Below are 23,110 nucleotides of genomic sequence, written 5' to 3'. Positions count from 1 at the left end.
TACGTTTTACTTTAGTAAAGTCAAATAAAAAAGCCTTCTGAAATTTCAGAAGGCTTTCTTTTTTAATGTTTTTTCTGTTGTCCTGGAGCATAAGCTTTTGCGCTTTTGTCTCCATTCATTTTTTTTGCTTGTCCTGGTGGTAGTTTTTTAGCTTTTGGCGCTGGACCCGGACCTGTATGTACATGAGTGCTACAGCTTATTACGCTTAGGACTAAAAACAAAAGCACAAGTGTAATTACCGCTATTTTTGTGTATTTTGATGTTTGCATTTTTATATTATTTTTTTGTTTGAGGTGTTGCAAATATAATGGTTAAAATGTTTTTTGGAAATATTGGTTCTAGTTTAAAATCATTACAAACAAAAAAGCTCTGAAAAAATCCAGAGCTTTGATATTTTTTTGTGAAAAAAACTATTCTTCTTTCATTGTATGATAAACGTTCATAACGTCATCATCTTCTTCGATTTTTTCGATTAGTTTTTCAACGTCAGCGATTTGAGCTTCTGTCAATTCTTTAGTTATTTGCGGAATACGCTCAAAACCAGAAGATAAAATTTCTAAACCTCTGTTTTCTAATTCTTTTTGCAAAGCACCAAAACTTCCAAAAGGAGCATAAATTAAGATTCCGTCTTCGTCTTCAAAAACTTCTTCAGCACCAAAATCAATTAATTCTAATTCTAATTCTTCAGCATCAAGACCATTATTAGCAATTCTGAAATTGCAAGTGTGGTCAAACATAAATTCAACAGAACCCTGAGTTCCCATTGTTCCGTTGCATTTATTGAAATAACTACGGATGTTTGCTACTGTTCTGTTATTATTATCAGAAGCTGTTTCAATCAAGATTGCGATTCCGTGAGGTGCATATCCTTCAAAAAGAATTTCTTTATAGTTGGCAGTATCTTTATTACTTGCATTTTTAATCGCGCGCTCCACATTGTCTTTAGGCATGTTGGCAGCTTTCGCGTTTTGTATTACAGCTCTTAATCTAGAATTGGCATCTGGGTTTGGTCCGCCTTCTTTAACAGCCATAACGATATCTTTACCAATTCTGGTAAATGTTTTGGCCATCGCTGACCAACGTTTCATTTTTCTTCCTTTTCTAAATTCGAACGCTCTTCCCATTTCTAATTATTAGTTTTGTGATGCAAAAATACGGTTATTCCTTATTTTTCCAAAAACAATACTATTCTTTTTTTTAATGTTTTAAGTTTCACGTTTCAGGTTTCAGGTTTCAAGTTCAGATGAGAACGTGAAACCTGAAACGTGAAACCTGAAACAAAATAGTTATTTCGAAGCATTAAATTCATTGATAACATTTACAGCTTCATTCAAATACGGATTTGTTTTTAAATTGTCAATTTGATATTGATTTACGGTTTTGTCGTTAGGATAAACCCCAAGCAAAAATTGATTTACAGTTGAATTGTAAACATCCAGCGGATTGTTTTCGTCATTGAAAGTATTGATTTCTTTCCAAAGGGAATTGACTAGTTTTTTTTGCTTGAAAACCGCATCCAAAGTCATAGGAAGTTCAGCTTTTGGCGTATTTACAATTTGATCAATTTTTTGGTTTATTTTTTTGATGTCGTTAAAATAATAATTATCAGCCAGTCGGGCCGTTGAATTTTTAGCTAATTTATCAATCAACGGACGTTTTGCATAAGGTTTGTATTTTAAGAAAGGTTCAATGCTGTCGTTTTTAATCGCCGTCGGAAAATCACTTTCTTTTTGATAAACGTCTTCATAAAATTCAGGAAGAACCACATCAGGTTTTACACCAACATATTGGTGACTTTTTCCTGTAACACGATAAAATTTGTTAATCGTAATTTTTAAAAAGTCTGTATTTTTTTGCTCATCAAGAGAAAGAATAGTCTGCATAGTTGCTTTTCCAAGAGTAGTGCTTCCCATTAAAAGAGCGCGATTATAATCTTGCAGAATAGAAGCAAAAAATTCACTTGCCGATGCCGTATTGCTGTTTACAAGAATTACGATTGGGCCTTTGTAAATTAATCCTCTGTAAGGATCATTTATTACGGATTTCTCTTTTTTATTATCAATTACAATTGAAATCGGACCGTAATCGATAAACATTCCGGCTAATTTTATGGCTTCTTCCATCGAACCGCCACCATTGTCAATCAAGTCGATTACTAGACCTTGTATATTGTCTCTTTCAAGTTTCATTACCTCGCGGGCAACATCATCAGCGCAGCCTTTTCGGTTGTTTTCATCTAAATCGGCATAAAAACTAGGAATTTTGATGTAGCCAATTTTACTGTCTTTGCCAATAATAAAACTGTAAACCGAATTATCTTCATCTTTCATGACTTGTTTTTCAATATAAACATCAAAGCTCTTTCCTGAATTTCGTTTCAGCGTAAGCGTAATGCTTTTATTGGATTCCGATAAAATCATGGTCGAAATCGATTCTAATGATGAACAGGAAACCTTTAAAGTTTCTTTCTGGTTTGATATAGAAATAATCTGATCGCCTTTTTTGATAAGTCCGGTTTGATATGCAGGTCCGTTTGGATCGATTTCCGCAATAATAATTTCATTTTTTTCATTCAGATTTACGCTCATTCCCAATGAAAGATGTTCTTTAGATAATGAAGCCACAAAACTGGTTTTTGAATCATCACTGAAATAAGCCGTATGCGGATCAAAATAAGTACAGAAATAATTATAAAGGTTTTCTTCTTGTTTGATTTTGTTTTCTAACAACGTATTTATTCGGCAAATTTCATTAGATAAAATCATCTGTTTTGTTGCTGTTTCAATTGATTTGAAGTTGGCTTTTACAGAATCAAGATTTTCACTGCTTTCGGCCATTTCATCCAAAATCTGATAACGCAGTTTTTTAAGCCATACTTTTTCCAGATCATCTTTTTTTAAATAAAAAGGAAAAGCTTTTTTGTAAAATCGGATAGTGTCTTTAGTAGTATAATCAATATTTGTCGATTGAATTTTTTCTAAAACAGCTTTCGTTCTCAAAAGCCCGTTTTTATATTTTGAAGTAATATCGTCTAAAAAACTACAGTCGTTGTTCAGAATTAAATCGTCTAAATTAAAACGATATTTTTTAGACATTTCATCATATTCGGTTTTAAAAAAGATGTTTCGTGATGGATCTAATTCATTGATTAGGTTATCAAAAACAAAAACCGACAAGCTGTCGTTTACAGGTTTTGGGCGAATATGCTCACTCTGGACAAGCGCATTAATTTTATTTAAAATCTCGCATGTCTGAGTGCTATTTTGACTAAATAGAACAGTTGAAGTCAGCAGAAATACTAATAATAGGCTTTTCATAAATCTGTAAATCATCGGTTACATTAAAATTACGGTAATTTTTTGATAAAAGACAGTAATTTCTCAAGAATATCGATTACTAAAAGATTTTATCTATGAATGACATCTGATGAATAAAATTCGGCATAAAAAAAATGCATTGCAATTTATATCGCAATGCATTTCTGTATTATTTAGTCAAAAATTATTTTTTGTAAAAAGGTAATTTCACCACTTTAGCAGCAACATCATTTTTTCTGATTCTGATAAAAATATCGCTATCAATAGCACTGTTTGCCACAGTCACATATCCTAAACCAATTCCTTTATTCATAGAAGGCGACATAGTTCCAGAAGTTACAATTCCAATAACTTCACCAGAAGCATCGACAATTTCGTAGTCGTGTCTTGGCACTGCACGTTCCTGCATTTCAAAAGCAACTAATTTTCTTGTAACACCAGCTTCTTTTTGTTTTTTAAGCGCTTCAGAATTCGTGAAATCTTTAGTGAATTTCGTAATCCATCCTAAACCAGCTTCAAGTGGAGAAGTAGTATCATTAATATCGTTTCCGTAAAGACAGAATCCCATTTCCAAACGTAAAGTATCACGAGCAGCAAGACCAATTGGCTTAATTCCGAAAGCCGCTCCAGCTTCAAAAACTTTGTTCCAAATAGCTTCAGCATCTGCATTTTTGCAATAAATTTCAAAACCTCCAGAACCTGTATATCCTGTAGCAGAAATAATTACATCGCTGAATCCTGCAAAATCAGCCACTTCAAAATGATAATAAACAATAGAAGATAAATCAACAGAAGTTAAAGATTGCATTGCTTCAACCGCTTTTGGTCCTTGAATCGCCAATAAAGAATAATCATCAGAAAGATTCTTCATGTCAACTCCTAAATCATTATGAGAAGAAATCCAGTTCCAGTCTTTATCAATGTTCGAAGCATTTACCACAAGTAAATACTCTTCTTCTTTCATTTTATAAATAATCAAATCGTCAACAATTCCGCCTTCATTATTTGGAAGACAAGAATATTGTGCTCTTCCAACAGTCAAAGTTGATGCATCGTTAGAAGTTACTTTCTGAATCAAAGCCAATGCATTTGGACCTGTTAACAAAAATTCACCCATATGCGAAACGTCAAAAACGCCCACACCGTTACGAACTGTTTCATGTTCAGCATTAACTCCTTCATAAGTAATAGGCATGTTATAACCAGCAAAAGGAAGCATTTTTGCTCCTAAACCTTCATGTATGTGCGTAAGCGCAGTATTTTTCATTGTGTTGTTTTATAAAATTGTTTTGCAAATCTATTCAAAAAATATCTAATTTGAATGGCCTAAATTATAAATTTCGCAATAATTAGGAGCAATTCCAGCTTTTCGTTACAAGTCCTCATAAAAAAAGCAAAGTTTCTAATGTTCTAAAAAGAGCTTCCGTTGGTCGCTTTTTTAGAACAAGAAACTTTTGCTTTTTTTACTCCGGGCTTTCCACTGCAATCTGGGCTAGGGCTGACTGTTTCAAAAGATGAATTCGTGATTTCGATTTTTTGCGTAACTTTAATTCATTAAATAAAGTCAGATGAAATCACCGTATTTAATCACAAAAGAAGAAATTCTAAAAATATACAAACCTGTAGATTCCAAAGCGCATAAAGGAACACAAGGTCATGCCGTGATTATTGCCGGAAGTTATGGAAAAATTGGAGCAGCCGTTTTAGCATCAAAATCCTGTTTAAAATCAGGTTGCGGACTCGTAACGACTTTTATACCAAAATGCGGTTATCAAATTCTTCAAATCTCGATTCCCGAAGTGATGACTGTAACCGATGAAAATACAAATTTCGTTACCAATATTCATTTACCCTTAATTCCGCAAGCCATCGGAATTGGTCCCGGAATAGGAAAGGAGCTCGGAACACAAAAAGCTTTATTTGAATTTTTAAGAATCAATAAAATGCCTTTGGTTTTAGATGCGGGTGCGCTAAACATTATTTCCGAAAATTTATCCTGGTTAGAATTAGTTCCCGAAGACACCATTTTGACACCTCATCCTAAAGAATTAGAACGTTTAATTGGTAAATGGAATTCGGAATCAGAGAAATTTCAAAAAACAATAACATTTTCAGAAAAATACAAAGTCATTGTCGTCATGAAAGGTGCACCGACATTTATCATAAACAGAAATTCAATTTACGAAAACACTACTGGAAACGCAGCGCTAGCAACAGCGGGAAGTGGCGACACTTTAACGGGAATCCTGACAAGTTTGCTTGCACAAGGTTACGAACCTAAATATGCGTCTAAATTAGGAGTTTATCTTCATGGATTAACGGCTGATTTAGCTTTGTCAAAAACAGGTTATGAATCTTTTACAGCTTCAACAATTATTAAATATTTAGGAAAAGCTTTTTTGAGTTTAGCTTAACCGCAAAGAGCGCAAAGGTTCACGCAAAGGACGCTATGATTTTTATGATGTTGCTGAATTGCTCGCAAAGACGCAAAGTCGCAAAGAATATAAAAACTTTGCGTCTTTGCGAGATTAAAAAACTCTGCGAACCTTGCGTGAACCTTTGCGCTCTTTGCGGTTAAATCACTAAGTTTGTATCTATGAAAAACAATTTCGATCTCAGAACGGTAAACGTCATGCGATATATAACGCCACTGCGCGAAGGCGGATCATTACCCGCTTTAGCAGAGGCCGATGACGATTTTAAATATGTATTAAAATTTAGAGGTGCCGGACACGGCGTAAAAGCCCTTATAGCCGAATTAGTTGGCGGACAAATAGCAAAAGCCTTAAAACTACAATTACCAGAATTAGTATTCGCAAACTTAGATGAAGCTTTCGGAAGAACCGAAGCCGATGAAGAAATTCAGGATTTACTGCAAGGAAGTCAGGGATTAAATCTGGCGCTTCATTTCTTATCTGGCGCAATAACTTTTGATCCTGCAGTAACAACAGTTGATGCTAAACTAGCTTCGCAGATTGTTTGGCTGGATGCTTATATCACAAACGTAGACAGAACTTTTAAAAATACCAATATGCTGATCTGGCATAAAGAATTATGGCTAATTGATCACGGAGCTTGTTTGTATTTTCATCATTCCTGGAACAATTGGGAACAACATGCTAAAAGCCCGTTTGCGTTGATAAAAGATCACGTATTATTGCCTCAAGCTTCACTTTTGAAAGAAGTTGATACCGAATTTAAAGCGATTTTAACGCCACAAGTTTTAGAAGAAATTGTAAATACGATTCCGTTGGATTGGCTGCAATGGGAAGATGCAGACGAAACTCCGGAAGGATTGCGAAACGTTTACTTGCAGTTTTTAAAAACAAGATTAGAGAATTCAGAAATATTTGTAAATCAGGCTCAAAATGCAAGATAACCACTTATACGAATATGCTGTGATTCGTGTTGTGCCAAGGGTAGAGCGCGAAGAATTCCTGAATATCGGAATCATTTTGTTTTGCAAAAAAGCCAAGTTTATAAAAGTTCTTTTTCACTTAAATAAAGAAAAAATTCAAGCCCTTTCAAACGATTTTGATATTGAACAATTAGAGTGCAATTTAACTTCATTAGAAAAAATAGCAAACGGAGCCAAAGACGGCGGTCCAATCGCTGAATTTGAAATTCCGGAGCGTTTTAGATGGTTAACGGCTATAAGAAGTTCTGCTATACAAACGTCGAGACCTCATCCTGGTTTGTGTCAGGATTTGGAGAAAACGATTCAGCGTTTGTTTGAGGAGCTTGTACTTTAATCATATAAGTTATATAAGATAATTTAAAGTTTGGTTTAAAAAGAATCTCGCAAAGACGCGAAGTCGCAAAGTTTTATTTTTCTTTGCGACTTCGCGTCTTTGCGAGATTAAAAAAACTTAGATTAAAAATCCAATATTCCAGAGAGGCATTCATTAGAAAAATGAAGCATTACATTTTCCTTTTCTTGATTTTTAATAACTAATAAATCATAAGGTTCTAGATCGTATGACTCCTCATTAATTTTAATAACTGTCGTATCTAAAGAAAATAAAATGATTATTTGAGCATTATAATGCTGCTCACTTTTAGTTATTATCAGTTTGTGATGGCTTACTTTTTTAGAAACCATCCAATTAAAATCAATTCCTTTTGTATAAGAAGTAACTTCATCATCTGAATTAAATTCCATGATTTCAGATTTCTCATACGTTCTTTTTTCTTTGTTTATTTCAATATGCAAGCTGTTATCAAGCATAACCAAATATCGGTGATAGCCTTTAAATTTGGTAAACGCTGAAGGTACTTCCTCTATTGTAGCACTGCTTATTCTGAATACAAAATCTCTATCGGCATATCTCGCTGTTTTTGGATATATCATATATTCATATGTCAATCCGCCACTCCAAACAGAGGCTGTACAATTTTCTTTAGGTAAATGGTGTATGTTCATTTGTTTTCTAAATTCTCAAAGCTGTTTCTCCAAGAAAATAAACTCTAAAGGTTCTTCAGAAACCGTAACATGAATTCCGCTTTCAGGAAAAGCTTCTCTTTCTCCTGTATCCACATAACCATGACGTTTGTACCACGCAATAAGCTCTTCGCGAACCGAAATAACCGTCATAATAATACTCGATAATCCCAAAGATTTAGCATGATTTTCGGCTTCAGCCAAAAGCTTTTTCCCGATGCCGCTGTTTTGAAGTTCCGGTGAAACTGTCAGCATTCCTAGATACAATTGATGTCCTTTTTCAACCAATAAAACGGAACCAATAATCTTGTCATTTTCAGTGAATTTCAGAATTGTATTTTTTGGATTCTGGAAAATTTCTGTCATTTCTTGTTCGTCGGTTCTTTTTCCTTCTAATAAATGTGCTTCGGTTGTCCAGCCTTTTTTAGAAGTTTCTCCTCTGTAGGCTGAATTTATTAGGGTTGTTAATGCAGGAATGTCTTGTAATGTTGATTTTGTAATCATTATAATGCTGATGTAATTGTAAAATTTAAAAATGAATTGCTTCCAGCTTTAGCTGGAGGAACAAAATTACATTAGAAAATGGCTTTAGCCTAATCTTTAACTTTTTTTGGCTAAAGCCGAATTTAATTTTAAAAATAAACCCCAGCTAAAGCTGGAGGCAATTGATTTTGTTATAACAAAGAAATCAGATTTAATATTTTGCTGGTTCGCTAGCTTTAGGTAATGATTGTTTTATGAATGTTCTGATGTCTTCATTTGCAGTTTCTAAGTCAGCTTTTCTCAAATACATCATATGACCGCTTCTGTATCCTTTCCATGACATTCTATCTGTTAGTCTTCCACTTGGATCCATTTGCCATAAATCGTATTTAGCATTAAAGTAGTCACAGGCACCATCATAATATCCTGATTGTACCATTACGTGCAAATATGGATTTTGAGCCATGGCTTGTCTCAGGTTTTCCCCTGTTTTATCATTAGATCTGTCCCAAGGATGCACCGGACCAAACATATTGTATTTAAAGTCAGTTTTGTAGTTAAGATTATTACGTACATACATATTGATAGCAGGTGTAAACGAATGCAGCCAAGATGTAAGTTCGGCATTAAAATCAACGCTTTCCCCAGCGTCTTTACGGTCAATTCCTTTGTATCTTGAATCAAGTCTTCCTACTGTGTAGCCTTTATCTCTTAAAAGTTCTTTCCAAAAATAATCATAAGGAACGTCTAAATTGTTTTGCAGAATAACTTGTTCTGATATACCAGAATAACGTGCCATTTTAGCGGCAATTTCTTTTCTTTTTTGTTCTTCCAAAAATCCTCCTTTGCTCAATGCAGGAAGAAGTTCGTTGATGGTAAAATCTTCAACCTCGGGTAACATATCCGTTAAATCTTTGTTTTGAAGTTCAGGACTAAGTTTTTTATGATACCATGCTGTAGCAGCAAAATAAGGTAATTTAAGAGCAGCATCAGAAACAACTCCACGCGTTATTCCTAAATCAGTTGGAGATACCAAAATCACTCCGTTAAGATACATCCACTGATTGTTTTGTAATTGAAGTGCTAATCCGGAAACACGGGTTGTACCGTAACTTTCACCTATTAGATATTTAGGCGAAGCCCAACGATTCGTACGGGTTACAAAACCATTGATCCAATCAGCCAAGTATTTGATATCGGCATTTGTGCCGAAGAATTTTGCAGCAGGGATTTCTTTGCTTGTAGGTCTTGAATATGCTGTATTAACAGGGTTTACAAAAACGATATCAGCAACATCTAAAATAGAATAAGGGTTTTCTTTTATTCCGTAAGGCTGCAAAGGGTATCCTTCATCATCAATATTTAACAAACTTGGCCCCGTATAAGCAATCTGCATCCAAACTGAAGCAGATCCAGGACCGCCATTGAATGAAATAACTAAAGGACGTGAATCTCTATCTTTAACATCAGAACGCTCATAATACGTATAAAATAATCCGGCGATTGCTTTTCCATCTTCGTCCCAAACAGGCATAGTTCCGGTAGTTGCTTTATAAGAAATTTTTTGTCCTTTTATTGTAGTTGTATGATTTGTGACAACTTGAGAATCTGGATTAAAAGTAAGGTTAGCAGGCGAATTTTCTTCTTTTGCAGGAGGCGTTTTCGGTTTTGAATCCGGCTTTGATTCCTGAGCGTAGGCAGTTAAAAATCCAGCTAAAAGAAATAAGATTAATGTTTTTTTCATAGAATTTAGGATGTATAATTATAGCTTTTAAAGATATAAAAAAAGATTTTTTAACTAATAGGAATTATTTTGCGATCAAGGAATACGATTATTTCTTCAAATTTTTCCTTTCCAACTTCTTTTTCAGATAACATAAATCGAATTCCTAATTTTGAGTCGACAAATATTGTTTCATCAATTCTGGTATATTTCACTATTGCTGGCCATTTAAAATTTAAATCATGTTGATAATCTTTATAATGAAAGTAATCATCATGAAGTTCCCAAATAGGATAATCCGATGCAATTTCTCTGGATTTTATTTCATTAGAAATGGCTTCAAAATATTTTTTTTTATTCTGTTTATAGGATGTATTCGTACGATAAACCAAGTAGAAACCAAACCATCCAATCATGAATAAAATTCCCCCAACATTGTTTTTTCCAACTAAAATCAGAATTCCAAGCAATGTTGTAACTATTGAAATGATTTTATTTGTTCTGTTCGTCTTTAAATTTTTTGCCCAAGCGGTATCAAAATGTAATTTGGATTGTTCGGTGTAAATGTCCTTATTAAATGGAATTTCTATATTTATCACTATGTTTAATTTATTATTTCGATTTGGATAAAATTATATTATTGGAAAATTTTGCGAATGAAAGTAAAAATTATTTTCAATAATCATAAACATGTTCAATTATCATTTTGTTCTTTTTAGAATCCTTAATAAAAGGCAATAGTTTTTCAACTGATAAAAAATATACATTTCGTTTTAAACTGTCATCCGTCACAATTTCGGACTGATATAACAATTTTACCTCTTTTAAATTGGGTTTATTAACCGAGTTTTCAATTGTAGAAACTGCAATTTCATCATTCCCAGAAATCTCATAGATTTTCACATCCTGATTCGAAAGTTTTATCATTTCTTTTGTGAAAATCTCCCAACGTGTAACGGCAATAATCATTTTATCGCGATCTCGTTTAATGATTTTTAAGTTCAGATTTTCTTTAATGGAATCAACATTCGAAACAATTAAATAAATCAAATTAGAAGGTGTTTCGTAGCTTGATTTTGCGCCCCACTCAATAAGTTTCGAATAGAAAGCTTTAAATGAAAATTCTAATGTAAAAATAAAAGTTCGTTCCCATTTGCGAAGAATGCTGTGATCTGAATTTTCAGAAGCCGTCCAGACTTTTTTAACCCACGGTAAAAATTTAAATTCATACCAAGCCGTTTGATAAATGAAATCGCTGTACGCGCGCTGTGCTTCAATAATTGTCTTTTCTGCTTCGGAGTTTTTTTCTTCTGCAAATAAAGCAAAGAACCTTCCAATCGTATTTTCATAAAGGATTTTCGCGCCATATTCCATTGTCATGCTAACGCCAATAACTTGTAACATGGTTTTGTATTCGCCGTTTTCAGGATACGCTTCAGAAGTCAGTTTTATCGAACGGTCATACAATTTCCAATATTCATCAATCGATTTGTAAAAAGGAAAATCAGACGGATTTTTACCGCTTTCCAGATAATCCGCATATTCTTTCGGATTGTACACTAAATACCATTCCGGAACTGTCAAAACGGTTTGTTCTTCGGCTCTGAAATAGTCTTTTATTTTTTTCTTTTCTTCAGCAATTTTGCTTTTCGCATACGGATTGTATTTGTCTAAAAGCTTATTCGTAAAGCGCTGATCAGGATCTAATTTGTTTTTTAATGCGAAATATTTATCGCTGTCTGGATAGCCTTTTTTAAACTGTTCAATCGTTGCGTGAGGCTGATACGGAAGATACCAGGTTCCGTTTTCGCTCAAAATCGCATCCGTCATTTCAAGTGTCCATTTTTTTACCTGATCTTTTGCTTTCTGATCGGTATTTTGCTTGTAATAAACCACAAAGGCAAATACTTCTTTCCTTGCCCACGACAAATAACTTTCATGATCTGGAAGCGCATGACGCAAAGAAACATTAATAACATTTACTTTATTCTTCTGAAAAACTTCAGTCATTTTCGGAATAAAAGATTTTATATTTTCCACCGGAATAAAATATTCCTGCAAGACATAAGTATCTTTTTCGCGCGACGAAGGTTCTAATTCTTTTACATCATAACTCGCTTCTTTATTTCGCCAACGTACTGTTTTTGGAATAAAATACAAAGGGTCAATAGCATATTCGCGAATCCATTTTCCTGAATTTCCCCAAGAAACCACTCCGGTTAAATGTGATTCGACCCAATAATTTTCATCTTCAGGAATTAATCGATCGGTATCCGTTAATGGATTTGTCGTTTTTTGCCACGAAACACTCATTATTTTGTCATATTTCGGCGGATACAAATTGCCATTCTGAAAAACAACATCTTTATTATTTCTGATGTTTTTGTCGAAATACGCTTTGTATTCTTCAATTGGCATGACTTCATGAAATCGTTCTACTTTCTCATTATCAACCAATTGCAAAGTAACTTCGGCGATAACACCAATTCCGCCATAACCGCCAATTACAGCATCAAAAATATCTTTATTTACTTCGCGGTTCGCAGTGATAATTTCGCCGTTTGCCGTAATAATTTTGACTTCTAAAACCGATGAAATAATCGGGCCATGACCAATATATCTTCCGTGACAATTTACCGATATCGCGCCTCCAACCGTAAAATTAGAATACGTCTGCATGATTTTTATCGACAAATTCAAAGGGTCGATTACCTTTTGAATATCGCGCCAACGAATTCCGGCTTGTACCGTAATTTGCTTTTTCTCTTTATCAATATTGATGATTTTGTTGAAAGAACGCATATCGATATGCAAACTGTTTTCAAAAGCCGTTTGTCCGCCCATGCTATATTTTCCTCCGCCAATAGAAATAGGTCCGGTGGTATTTTTTATCGCAGAAACAATTTCGTTTGCCGTTGTAGGTTTGATAATCTGATTAACTTGAATCGGATTTAATTGCGTGACATCGTTTAAGGTTTTGTTTTCTAAAGTGGTTTCAAATGCTGAATCTCCCGAAAACTGAATCAATAAAAAGATATAAATCGCAAAGGCAATAAAACTGTAAAACGGAATGAATAAGCGTTTTTTGCTATTAATATATCGGATTGACTTTTTGATTCCGGCGTATATAAATTTTACGATTTTTAGAATATAGGCGAAGAGAAGCTTAACCAAACGGTAGATTTTTTTCATAGAAGAAAGTACAATGATTAGATTTTGGTAAAAAGCATTAAGGCATTTTTGGTTGGATCACCTTTTTGATACAAGGTTTTTTTATGAAACTTGAACCCGATATTTTCCACAAAAACAATAATAAAATCCAAAGAATAAAAATTTCGAACCTCTTTCGCATTGTATTCCCAGGTTTCGTTTACGCCCAAATTAAAAACGTCGTGCGCCAGTGCTACTAATACTTTCTGATCTTCAGTATCACAATTATGATCTCTTAAAATCATTTTTCCGCCCACTCGCAAAGTATCGCGAATTGAAGAAATATATTGCGTTCGCAATTCTAAAGGGCAATGATGAAAACCAATATAAATCGTAACCAAATCAACACTATTGTGCGGAACATGATCGCCAAATTTGGTTTTGTAATTCGTAAACGGAATATATTCTGCACCAACAGCAATTTGACCGCGATCGACCATTTCAGAGAAAGAATATTTGGGTTTTCTTCCATCAGCATAATATCTTTTTCCTTTGATGGAAACATTTTCTTCCAGATAATCTAAATATCTTCCCGAAGAACCAATTTCTAAATAACCGTTATATTTAGTGCCTTCGCCAAGTAAAGAAACCGTCTCCTCCGACATTTCATTTTTTTGATGCATCAAAGCCGGAAGCTGATACCGAAAACTCGAAAGCATAGGCGTAATGTCATCCAATTTGGATTGCGTTGCCAAATAAATCTCTTTATCGGTATTTTTCGAAATGGTATTTTGGTAAATTAAATCGTGGAATTCCTTTTCAGGGTATAAATTGAAAACATTTTTTAAAAACAAAAAGAACTGATTTTTAAGCTTCGCATTGGTATAAATGTATTTGAAGTTGTTTCGAACTTCTGTCGCGAAATTCAATACCGTATTTGGAAACATTTGCGCTGAGGCAACAAAAAGCAGTGTTGTTTTGAGGAAATTGCGTCTCTTCATAAGTAGGTTTTACTTTACCAAACATAATGATTTTGCTTACAAAATGCTAATTCAAAATAGATAAAGAAGAATGTTAGATTTTATTTCCATTTTCATCATATCCATAAGGATAAACGCCGTATTTGCTTTTGTATTCATTTAACGTGGTTGGTTCTCCCATGTTGCCATGAAAATCATTAGGACTTAAATTCTCGTACCATATTTTCCATTTTTCATCCTCTTTTTTCCTTTCTTCCTCTGTCATAGCGTTTAGCCGTTCTTGTTCTTTTCGATTGATTAACTCGCCTCGTTTGTAATGAACTTGAAATAATTGTGAATGGGTCAATTTCTTGTAACACTCACGACATTCTATAGATGTTGGTGTTTCACTCATCATTTCAGCTAAAATTTCTAACTGTTCTTCACTTAAATTCTCTGTTATTTCTTCCGGTTTAATTCGTTTCATGCAATTTTAATTTTATTAACATACTAACGTCGGTCACAGTTGTGCGAAGTCTCCTGACTTTGCACCCGTTGCTATATTCCGTTTGCATTGCTCATTGGAATGGATACGAAGTCGGGAGACTTCGCACAGCAATCGTAGCTATTAATTAAGTAGACTTCGTAGAGCAGGAGAACTGCTGAAAGCGTTATTTAGTCCTATCGCTTAGCCAACGGAGGACTTTTTTTTGCTCTCTTTCTTAATTGCTCATTAATGTTAATCACAGCATATTCGCTAATATTTATTGTAGCATATCTTAAAAAGCTTTTAGCCATTACAATTGCTGTTTTATCCGTTTTTTGAATATAGTTTTTGGGATTGTAATTGTTATTATTAGTTTGTACCGAAATTTCTTCAGGTATTTCCTCATTGAGATCATAGTCCCAGGTCTTTTCAATAAAGATATTACTTGCGCCAATTTTTTTGAATCCATAAAAAGAAGCCGTTAAATCTTCATCATAATAAGACGAATAGTCGCGATCATGATAAGACGTTTTGTAATTCCCGTTTTTGCTCACAGCGATAGAATCTAGAACTAAATTCAGTTTATTGGTATCTTGTAATTCCTTTTCAAATATTTTTTTGCAAATCAAGAAAGAATCAATTTTAACATAGGAATCAGCATGTATTTCCAGTGCCTCCATAGGATTCGCTTCTGTTCCATCCGATTGAAATTCCACGTTGAATAAGATGAATTCATTTTTAGAAGTATTTAAAATTCCGTCTTTATCAGAAACTCTAAATTTTAAAGGTTTTGAGCCGTTGATTGTAACTTCGTGATTACTATAAGAAGAAAGCCTGATTGTGTCTAAAACGCCATGCGTAATCAACGTGTCTTCGGAATTAAAAATTAACGTGTCCGATTTGCCATTCCCCACAATTGTGATTTTGGGGTTATCTCTTCTGCAGGAAACTAAAGAAATAAAAAAGATAATAATTAAGGAATTAAGAATGGTTTTTTTGAGTAATTTTTGTTGCATCTCTTTAAAGGGATTTATTAAATTTTAGTTTATTAGTAGTGTCAAACATAGCAATTTTACTTACAAAAAACTAATCTGTTTAAAAATAAAAAGCCACAAACAAAGAGCGTAAAAATCTCTTTATTTGTGGCTTAAAACTATTTTAAAAGGATGAAATATTATTCATTTGCTAGCGCGAGCGTCACTCTTTTGAACGTTTTCGATTGGCTTGTGAGTTTCTTTGTGTTCACGAGCGGGGGTGTTGTACGTAGTTGTTATATTTATTATGCATAACCACAAATTTTTATTTGAGTTGGAGTATAAAATATTACAGGATTTTCTAATTCGCTATTATATAAAACTTGATATATTACCAACTCATCTTTAAAAAAGGTTATTAATTTTTTGAAGTCAAACAATAAGTTTGGAATGTTTATGTGTAGTAATATTTCCGAACTTATGTTTTCTGTTAAGTCATCAATTAAGATTTCATTTAAATCATCTCTAAAAGTTGATACAATTTTGCTTGGAGATGCATGACATCTTGTTATACTTCCATATTCATTTGTCATTTCTAACACAATAAGTTCCTCTTTTGATATTGAATAAGTTTCATCATGTTTATGAAAATGTATTTCTAAACAAATATATTGACTTATAAAATTAATTATTTCTTCATAAGTATAAGGAAGATTTCTTGTTCCATCCCAAATTCGTGAGCAACTTTGATTTACAATGGCAGTAAGCTTTTTAGTAAGTTTAGGTTTTGTTAATATTTCAAACTTTAGTTTAGTTTTTCTATCAACATTCTTAAACTTAATTGTCAATTGATCTTTAATATTCTCTATTTGATTTTCGATTGAATTTATAAGAGAAAAATTGATTTCAATTGTAATTTCTAAACATTGCTTTATCCATTCTTCTTTAATAGGATATTGCCAATATTTAAATTCATTTGATTCCCAACTACTATGAATATGCTTGTTTTTTAATACTCTATTTGTATCAAGATTTGGTAAATGTACAGTTGGTATTTTTGTTTCGTTAGAAAAATTTGCAAATGTTTTTTGTCCCAATATTCTTTTCTCGGAATTAAAATATTGGTCTAATAAAATTTCTAATTCGCTTTTACGTTTTGGGTAAATTTCATTTTTTGTTATTTTATCAAATGCAACATCAAAAGGAAATATTATTTTGTCAAAATCGTAATATTGTTCAATTTCTGTGAAAGGCGTAAAAAGAAAACAGCCTTCTTGCGCTTGAAGTCTCCATAGATTATCAACGTTTATTCTTGCAATATATGGAGGAATTACTTTTTCTTTTTTGTAAATTATATCAGTTAATTTAATAAACCTCGTGAAATCGTCTTCATTTAAGCATATTATTACGCAATCTTCTCCAACTTTATTAGATTTGGAGTTTGTTGCAAAATATGTTGCAATTTCAACATTACTTGTGAAATCTAAATAACTAGTTGGAATTCCATAATGTTGTGCAACAGCAAAAAACCAATCAATATTTGTTTTATATTTTTGTAATGGCTTTTCTGTTTCAAAGAATCTATAAAGACGAATTAATTTATCGTTAGCTTCTTCGAAAGAATTTTCAGAAAGTCTTCCGATTGTAGATTGAACTTTCCAATTTTGGGCTTGTCCTCTAAATAGATTATATTTCCCTGATAATTTAAAATTTTCAGCAAGATTTATTGCTTGAGATAAATTTTCAACTCTAAATGTTTCGGCCATATTTTTTCGGTTCTGGACAATTACGCACAACGTTCTGGTACTACAGCGGGTTTGGGGCTAAATTAAGCCCATTGTTCGGGTTTGCCAAATCATTCCAAATACAAAACCAACTTCTCATTAAGCCCAATTGCCCAAATCCGTTGTAGTAGCTGTTATGAGCTGGTTTTCTTATTTATCCAAAATTCTATTTATTTTTTCCTTTCTCGATTCCTTCTGATTATTATCACTTAAAATTTCACCTATTTTTTTATTTCTTAAATCTCGTAGTAATTCTTCGGCTTGTTCTTCAGAAATTACGGTGTTTCTTAAATTTGAATTACCAAACACTATCATTTTAGACAAGCATGTTTTACAAAGTTTCATTTCTCTACGTGGAAGTAATGAAGCAAAAACAATTGCAGATTCTAATGAGTTAAAATGACCAAACCATCTATCATTTGGAGCTGTTAAATCTTGAAGTCTTTCATTCCCATCTTTCGCATGTCCACAATCACTTTTATGGACGACTGCTTTATTCTCGGCTCTCCAATTTTCATAAACTAAATATTTGTCCATAGATTTTTATTTTTAAAAGTTGTGTTAGATTATTGAATTTACGAAACTGCAATAAACTAGCTCATAACTCATTTTTATGCGAAATAAACTTTTGCATGTACTCCTAAAATCGGGTATATAAGCGAAGGTTTGTTTTGTTTTCTTGTTTTTCAAATATAAGTATTTTTCATTGCTAATTTTTACGGATTTCCGTAGTTGATATATTTATTAGGGGTTATGGAATAAAAAAAAACGAGTAAAAACTTTACTCGCTTTAATCATTTATTATATGTTTTTTACCCCAAGAAACTCTTCAACTCCTCATAACTCTTAATCTTCACACTAACTTTCTTCTCATTAATAACACTCTCAATTTGGGCAGGAATAGGAAGTGTAATGCCTAAAGCAGGTTCAACAACATCTAAGAATTTAATAGGATGTGCTGTCTCTAAGAAAATACCAATTGCGTTCGGGTGTTTTTCAAGCTCTTTTTTCAAACCTAAATAACCAACAGCGCCGTGTGGTTCTGCGATATAACCGTCTGTGTTATAAATTTTCTTTAGAGCGACTAGTGTTTCTTCATCAGTATAACTGTAAGAAGAAAAGTCTTTTTCGAAAGCTTTTAAGTCGTTATTGTATAATTCCTGAATCCTGATAAAGTTGCTTGGGTTTCCAACATCCATGGCGTTAGAGATTGTTGCTTTAGAAGGTTTCGGATCGTATTTTCCGTTTTCTAAGTATCTTGGCACCGTGTCGTTTATGTTTGTAGATGCAACAAAATGCTCAATTGGTAAACCTAATTTCTTTGCCATAATTCCGGCGCAGATATTCCCGAAGTTGCCGCTTGGGCAAGAGAAAACTAAAGGTTTGCTTTGGCTTTTCAACGCTTTATAAGCAAAGAAAAAATAAAACATTTGCGGTAACCAGCGCGCAATATTAATAGAATTCGCCGAAGTCAGGTTTTTATGCGCCAAAGTTTCATCTAAAAACGCTTTTTTCACCATATCCTGGCAATCGTCAAAAACGCCGTCAACTTCAAGCGCTTTAATGTTTTGTCCTAAAGTAGTCAATTGTTTTTCCTGAATATCGCTCACTTTTCCTGACGGATATAAAATGACAACATCAACGCCGTCAACGCCTAAAAATCCGCTCGCAACGGCTCCGCCTGTATCTCCGGAAGTAGCAACTAAAACCGTGTTTTTAGCGTCTTTTTTGTCTTTATTGAAATAACCCAAACAGCGTGACATAAAACGTGCTCCAACGTCTTTAAAAGCCATTGTAGGACCGTGAAATAACTCTAACGAATAGATTCCGTCTTCGACTTTCACCACTGGAAAATCAAAAACTAAAGTTTCGGCAATAATTTCTTTTAATTTATCTGCAGGTATTTCATCGCCAACGAATTGTTTGATCGCTTCAAAAGCAATTTCTTCGTGGCTTAAACTTTCGATTTTATCAAAAAAAGACGGATCTAAAGCGGTAATGTTTTCTGGGAAATATAATCCTTTGTCACTCGCTAATCCTTGTATTACGGCTTCTTTGAAAGAAACTTTTGGGGCATTATGGTTTAAACTGTAGTATTTCATTTATTTAGTGATTAGTGATTAGTTCCTAGTGATTAGTCTTTAGTTTTGAAGCTAAGAACTAATTACTAAGTACTAGTTACTTATTTTATATAATTCTTACGCCATCAGGATTAATCTTCGAAACGTGAATTTCATAGGGCAAATTCATTTTTTCGTAAACGTCGCTCATGGCTTTTGCGATTTTTTCGGCGGTTTCTTTTCCTCGGCTTAAAGCGAAAATCGACGGACCAGAACCTGAAATTCCAGAACCTAAAGCGCCGTTTTCGTATGCCGTTTGTTTGATTTGATCGAAACCTGGAATTAAAACACTTCTTAAAGGTTCTACGATTTCGTCATGAAGAGATCTTCCAATTAAATCGTAATCTTTAGTGTAAAGACCTGCAACCAATCCGCCCACATTTCCCCATTGCATGATAGCGCTTTTTAGGGAAACATTTTGTTTAAGAACTGAACGAGCATCAGATGTTTTTAATTCAATTTGAGGATGAACCACCGTTGCGTATAATTCTTCTGGACTGTCAATTCGGATAATATCAAGTGGCGCATAACTTCTTACCAAAGTAAATCCGCCTAAAAGGGCAGGAGCAACGTTGTCAGCATGCGCGTTTCCGCTGGCTAATTTCTCACCCTGCATCGCAAACTGAACCAAATCTTTACGGGAATAAGGTTTTCCCAATAATTCATTTATTCCGAAAACCGCTCCAGCAGAACTTGCAGCACTGCTTCCGATTCCGCTTCCGGCTTTGATATTTTTGTAAATTTCGATTTCGAATCCAAAATCTAGTTCGCCTAAAGTTTCAAGCATGGCCAAAGCAGCAACTCCAGAAACGTTTTTTTCGGTTTCCAAAGGCAAATCGGCACCGACAATTTTAGTGATTCGAACTCCTTTTTGATCGACTTTTCGAACAATCATTTCATCGCCCGCATTGTCTAAGCAAAGTCCAAGTACGTCAAATCCGCACGAGAGGTTGGCGATTGTAGCGGGACAAAAAAGTTTAATTTCCATTTTTAAGGTTCTGAGGTTCTAAGATGCTAAGATTCTAAGGTTTCTTTGCAACTTTTTATTTTTTAGTTTCTAAGGTTTTGAGATTCTAAGAGGCTAAGATTAGTTTTGAAAAAAAACTCAGAACCTTAGCATCTTAGAACCTTAGCACCTTTAAATATTACCTATTCGAATAACATCTGCAAAAATTCCTGATGCTGTAACTGCAGCTCCGGCACCGGCTCCTTTGATCAATAAAGGCTGATCTACGTAACGATCTGTGTAGAACAATACGATATTGTCTTTTCCTTCTAAATTGTAGAAAGGATGATCTTTTGGAATGAATTGCAGACCAACGCTTGCTTTGCCGTTTTCGAATTGCGCTACATATTTCAATCTTGAATCTTTCGCTAAAGCTTCGTTGTAAATACCTTCAAAATGAGCAGCATGTTTGATTAACGAAGCAAAAAAGTCTTCGTTGTTTGTTGTTGATAGACATTCAGCTGGTAAAAACGATTCGTTTGCGATGACGTCAATATCCATTTCGTAACCGCTTTCGCGAATAAGAATCAGGATTTTTCGAGCCACATCAACGCCACTTAAGTCGATTTTCGGATCTGGTTCTGTGAATCCCTGAACTCCGGCTTCTTTAACCACATCGTGGAAAGAATTGTTTTTATCAAAATTATTGAAAATAAAGTTCAAACTTCCAGATAAAACGGCCTGAATTTTATGGACTTTATCACCAGATGCAATAAGGTTTTTTACAGTATCAATAATTGGCAATCCCGCACCAACATTCGTTTCAAATAAAAACGGTGCGTTGTATTGGCGAGATAAGCTTTTTAGTTTTTTATAGTTGTCGTACGCAGATGAACAGGCAATTTTATTACAAGTTACAACGGCAATACTTTCTTTTAAAAACTTCTCATACATTTCAGAAACACTTGCATTTGCTGTAATATCCACGAAAATACTATTACGTAAATTCAGTTCTTTGGCGCGTGCGATGAATTCTGTCGGAATTGCAGCTTCACCTTTGTCTAAAGTCGATTGCCAGTCTTTTAAAGAAATTCCGTCTTCATCAAAAAGCATTTTTCTTGAATTTGACATAGCAATTACGCGAACGTTGATCTTTAAATTATCTTTTAAAAACTTTCTTTGATTGTGAATTTGCTCGATGAATTTTTCGCCCACATTTCCAACACCCATTACAAATAAGTTCAGCTGTTTTGTGTTTTCTTCAAAGAAATTTTCGTGTAAACTATTCAGTGCTTTTTTAACGTCTCTTTCGTTAATTACAGTCGAAATGTTTCTTTCGGAAGCACCTTGCGCAATCGCACGAATGTTTACGTTATTTTTTCCTAAAGTGCTGAACATTCTTCCGCTTAAACCTTGGTGATTTTTCATGTTTTCACCAACCAAAGCAATAATGCACAGGTCTTTTTCTACATAACAAGGATCGATTTTGTTCTGTGCAATTTCGATTTCAAAAGCTCTGTTAATTGCAGCTTCGGCATTATCAGCATCCGAATTTAAAATTCCAATACAAATTGAATGCTCAGAAGAAGCCTGAGTAATAAAAATTACGTTGATTTTTTCCTGAGACAATACTTCAAACAAACGTCTTGATGAACCCGCAACACCAATCATTCCTGAGCCTTCAAGAGTTAAAAGCGAAATATTATCAATATGGCTGATTCCTTTTACAACAGTATCTTTTGATAAAACGGTATCAGAAATTAAAGTGCCTACAGCTTCTGGTTCAAAAGTATTTTTGATCATAATTGGAATATTTTTTCTTAAAACAGGTTGAATTGTTGGCGGATATAAAACTTTGGCACCAAAATGCGATAATTCCATCGCTTCCTGATACGAAATGTTTGCAATTGGCTGTGCCTGTTTTACGATTTTTGGGTTTGCAGTAAACATTCCGTTTACGTCAGTCCAGATTTCAAGTTGTTCTGAATCGATTGCTCCGGCAATAATGGCTGCCGTATAATCAGATCCGCCGCGTCCTAAAGTAGAAGTGATTCCGTCTAAAGTCTGCGCAATAAAACCAGGTAAAATATTGATTTTTGATTCATTCGAAGCAAAATATTCCTGAATTAATTTGTTTGAAATTTCAAAATTCACAACCGCTTTTCCAAAATCAGCATTTGTTTTAATCAACTCACGGCTGTCTTTATAAACCGCATCATTGTTAATTTGTTCGTATGCCTTCGCAATTATAAATGAAGATAATAATTCTCCGAAACTTAAAATAGTATCAGCAGTTCTTGGAGATAATTCGCCAAGCAAGAAACAGCCGTCTAGCAAAGTTTCTAAGTGATTAATGATTCTTTTTACGTGGCTCAGCAAACTGCTTTGCTCGCTTACAGGAATCAATTCTTTTAATGTATCAAGGTGTTTTTTCTCGATTTCGGCAACAACTTCTCTAAAGCTTTCGTCATTTGCTGCCGCTTTAGCTGCCGCTGATTGAAGTAAATCGGTTACTTTACTAAGTGCAGAAACTACAACAACTAATTTGTCTTTTTCAGCTTTTTGTTTAACAATTTCGAGAACGAGTTTTATATTTTGAGCATTGGCAACCGAAGTTCCGCCAAATTTTAATACTTTCATTTTGATATTTTTTTCTTTTTATGCAAATATTTTTATGTATCCAATAACTCTCTTCTTTCATGAAAAAAGTATAGGTAACCTAGGAT

General features: G+C 33.9%; 20 protein-coding genes. 3 read left to right on the top strand and 17 right to left on the bottom strand.

The features are described 5' to 3' along the window. Window positions 1-62: 62 nt before the first annotated feature. From GQ47_RS11270 to gcvT, 4 genes are all read right to left on the bottom strand, one after another. Entirely contained in the window at window positions 63-269 is a 207-nt protein-coding gene (locus tag GQ47_RS11270) for a hypothetical protein (protein WP_035648493.1), read from the bottom strand. Between the two features lie 141 nt (window positions 270-410). After that, window positions 411-1,124, bottom strand: a complete 714-nt coding sequence (locus GQ47_RS11265; protein ID WP_026729302.1) for a YebC/PmpR family DNA-binding transcriptional regulator — start codon at window positions 1,122-1,124, stop codon at window positions 411-413. Between the two features lie 162 nt (window positions 1,125-1,286). Continuing rightward, entirely contained in the window at window positions 1,287-3,317 is a 2,031-nt protein-coding gene (locus GQ47_RS11260) for a carboxy terminal-processing peptidase (protein ID WP_035648490.1), read from the bottom strand. Window positions 3,318-3,501: 184 nt separating this feature from the next. Then, window positions 3,502-4,584 carry a glycine cleavage system aminomethyltransferase GcvT gene (gene gcvT, locus GQ47_RS11255; RefSeq protein ID WP_035648488.1) on the bottom strand — a complete coding sequence of 361 codons (1,083 nt, stop codon included), beginning with the start codon at window positions 4,582-4,584 and terminating at the stop codon, window positions 3,502-3,504. A 301-nt stretch (window positions 4,585-4,885) separates the two neighbouring features. Here gcvT and GQ47_RS11250 point away from each other — a divergent pair, with 301 nt between their 5' ends. The 3 genes from GQ47_RS11250 (at window position 4,886) to GQ47_RS11240 (ending at window position 7,069) form a co-directional block, all read left to right on the top strand. Continuing rightward, window positions 4,886-5,731, top strand: coding sequence for an NAD(P)H-hydrate dehydratase (locus GQ47_RS11250; protein ID WP_035648486.1), 846 nt, complete (start codon window positions 4,886-4,888; stop codon window positions 5,729-5,731). Window positions 5,732-5,913: 182 nt separating this feature from the next. Then, window positions 5,914-6,696 (top strand): HipA family kinase, encoded by a 783-nt coding sequence (locus tag GQ47_RS11245; RefSeq protein WP_035648484.1) that lies wholly within the window; start codon window positions 5,914-5,916, stop codon window positions 6,694-6,696. Then, on the top strand, window positions 6,686-7,069 hold the full coding sequence (locus GQ47_RS11240; protein ID WP_035648481.1) for a DUF3037 domain-containing protein: 384 nt from the start codon (window positions 6,686-6,688) through the stop codon (window positions 7,067-7,069). Before GQ47_RS11245 ends, GQ47_RS11240 begins: the two co-directional genes overlap by 11 nt. Window positions 7,070-7,191: 122 nt before the next feature. On the opposite strand, the gene GQ47_RS11235 is transcribed toward GQ47_RS11240, so the two are convergent. The 13 genes from GQ47_RS11235 to thrA form a co-directional block, all read right to left on the bottom strand. Continuing rightward, a complete protein-coding gene (locus tag GQ47_RS11235) occupies window positions 7,192-7,740 on the bottom strand; it encodes a HutD family protein (protein ID WP_051951490.1) in 549 nt (182 codons plus the stop codon). 15 nt (window positions 7,741-7,755) lie between these two features. Next, a complete protein-coding gene (locus GQ47_RS11230; RefSeq protein ID WP_035648478.1) occupies window positions 7,756-8,262 on the bottom strand; it encodes a GNAT family N-acetyltransferase in 507 nt (168 codons plus the stop codon). 190 nt (window positions 8,263-8,452) lie between these two features. Then, window positions 8,453-9,985, bottom strand: a complete 1,533-nt coding sequence (locus GQ47_RS11225; RefSeq protein ID WP_035648475.1) for a S10 family peptidase — start codon at window positions 9,983-9,985, stop codon at window positions 8,453-8,455. A gap of 50 nt (window positions 9,986-10,035) precedes the next feature. Continuing rightward, complete coding sequence (locus tag GQ47_RS11220; protein WP_035648472.1) at window positions 10,036-10,563, bottom strand: hypothetical protein; 528 nt, start codon at window positions 10,561-10,563, stop codon at window positions 10,036-10,038. Between the two features lie 76 nt (window positions 10,564-10,639). Then, window positions 10,640-13,156, bottom strand: a complete 2,517-nt coding sequence (locus GQ47_RS23180; protein WP_081909345.1) for an FAD-binding protein — start codon at window positions 13,154-13,156, stop codon at window positions 10,640-10,642. 17 nt (window positions 13,157-13,173) lie between these two features. Then, window positions 13,174-14,115 (bottom strand): class I SAM-dependent methyltransferase, encoded by a 942-nt coding sequence (locus GQ47_RS11210; protein ID WP_035648469.1) that lies wholly within the window; start codon window positions 14,113-14,115, stop codon window positions 13,174-13,176. Window positions 14,116-14,188: 73 nt separating this feature from the next. Continuing rightward, complete coding sequence (locus GQ47_RS11205) at window positions 14,189-14,560, bottom strand: hypothetical protein (RefSeq protein WP_035648467.1); 372 nt, start codon at window positions 14,558-14,560, stop codon at window positions 14,189-14,191. Between the two features lie 194 nt (window positions 14,561-14,754). Then, entirely contained in the window at window positions 14,755-15,576 is an 822-nt protein-coding gene (locus GQ47_RS11200; RefSeq protein WP_035648465.1) for a hypothetical protein, read from the bottom strand. A gap of 263 nt (window positions 15,577-15,839) precedes the next feature. Next, window positions 15,840-17,300, bottom strand: coding sequence for an FRG domain-containing protein (locus GQ47_RS11195; protein ID WP_035648463.1), 1,461 nt, complete (start codon window positions 17,298-17,300; stop codon window positions 15,840-15,842). A gap of 168 nt (window positions 17,301-17,468) precedes the next feature. Further along, the gene (locus GQ47_RS11190; protein ID WP_035648461.1) at window positions 17,469-17,855 is read right to left on the bottom strand and encodes a hypothetical protein; all 387 of its coding nucleotides are present in this window, start codon (window positions 17,853-17,855) and stop codon (window positions 17,469-17,471) included. 275 nt (window positions 17,856-18,130) lie between these two features. Further along, the gene (thrC, locus tag GQ47_RS11185) at window positions 18,131-19,420 is read right to left on the bottom strand and encodes a threonine synthase (protein WP_035648459.1); all 1,290 of its coding nucleotides are present in this window, start codon (window positions 19,418-19,420) and stop codon (window positions 18,131-18,133) included. An 85-nt stretch (window positions 19,421-19,505) separates the two neighbouring features. Further along, window positions 19,506-20,426 (bottom strand): homoserine kinase, encoded by a 921-nt coding sequence (locus GQ47_RS11180; RefSeq protein ID WP_035648457.1) that lies wholly within the window; start codon window positions 20,424-20,426, stop codon window positions 19,506-19,508. 150 nt (window positions 20,427-20,576) lie between these two features. Next, entirely contained in the window at window positions 20,577-23,024 is a 2,448-nt protein-coding gene (gene thrA, locus GQ47_RS11175) for a bifunctional aspartate kinase/homoserine dehydrogenase I (protein WP_035648456.1), read from the bottom strand. Window positions 23,025-23,110 lie beyond the last annotated feature (86 nt).

The sequence above is a fragment of the Flavobacterium sp. ASV13 genome, assembly GCF_000745775.1.
Lineage (GTDB): Bacteria > Bacteroidota > Bacteroidia > Flavobacteriales > Flavobacteriaceae > Flavobacterium.
The sequence above is the reverse complement of the archived record's forward strand: the minus strand, read 5'-3'. Positions and strand labels throughout refer to the sequence as shown.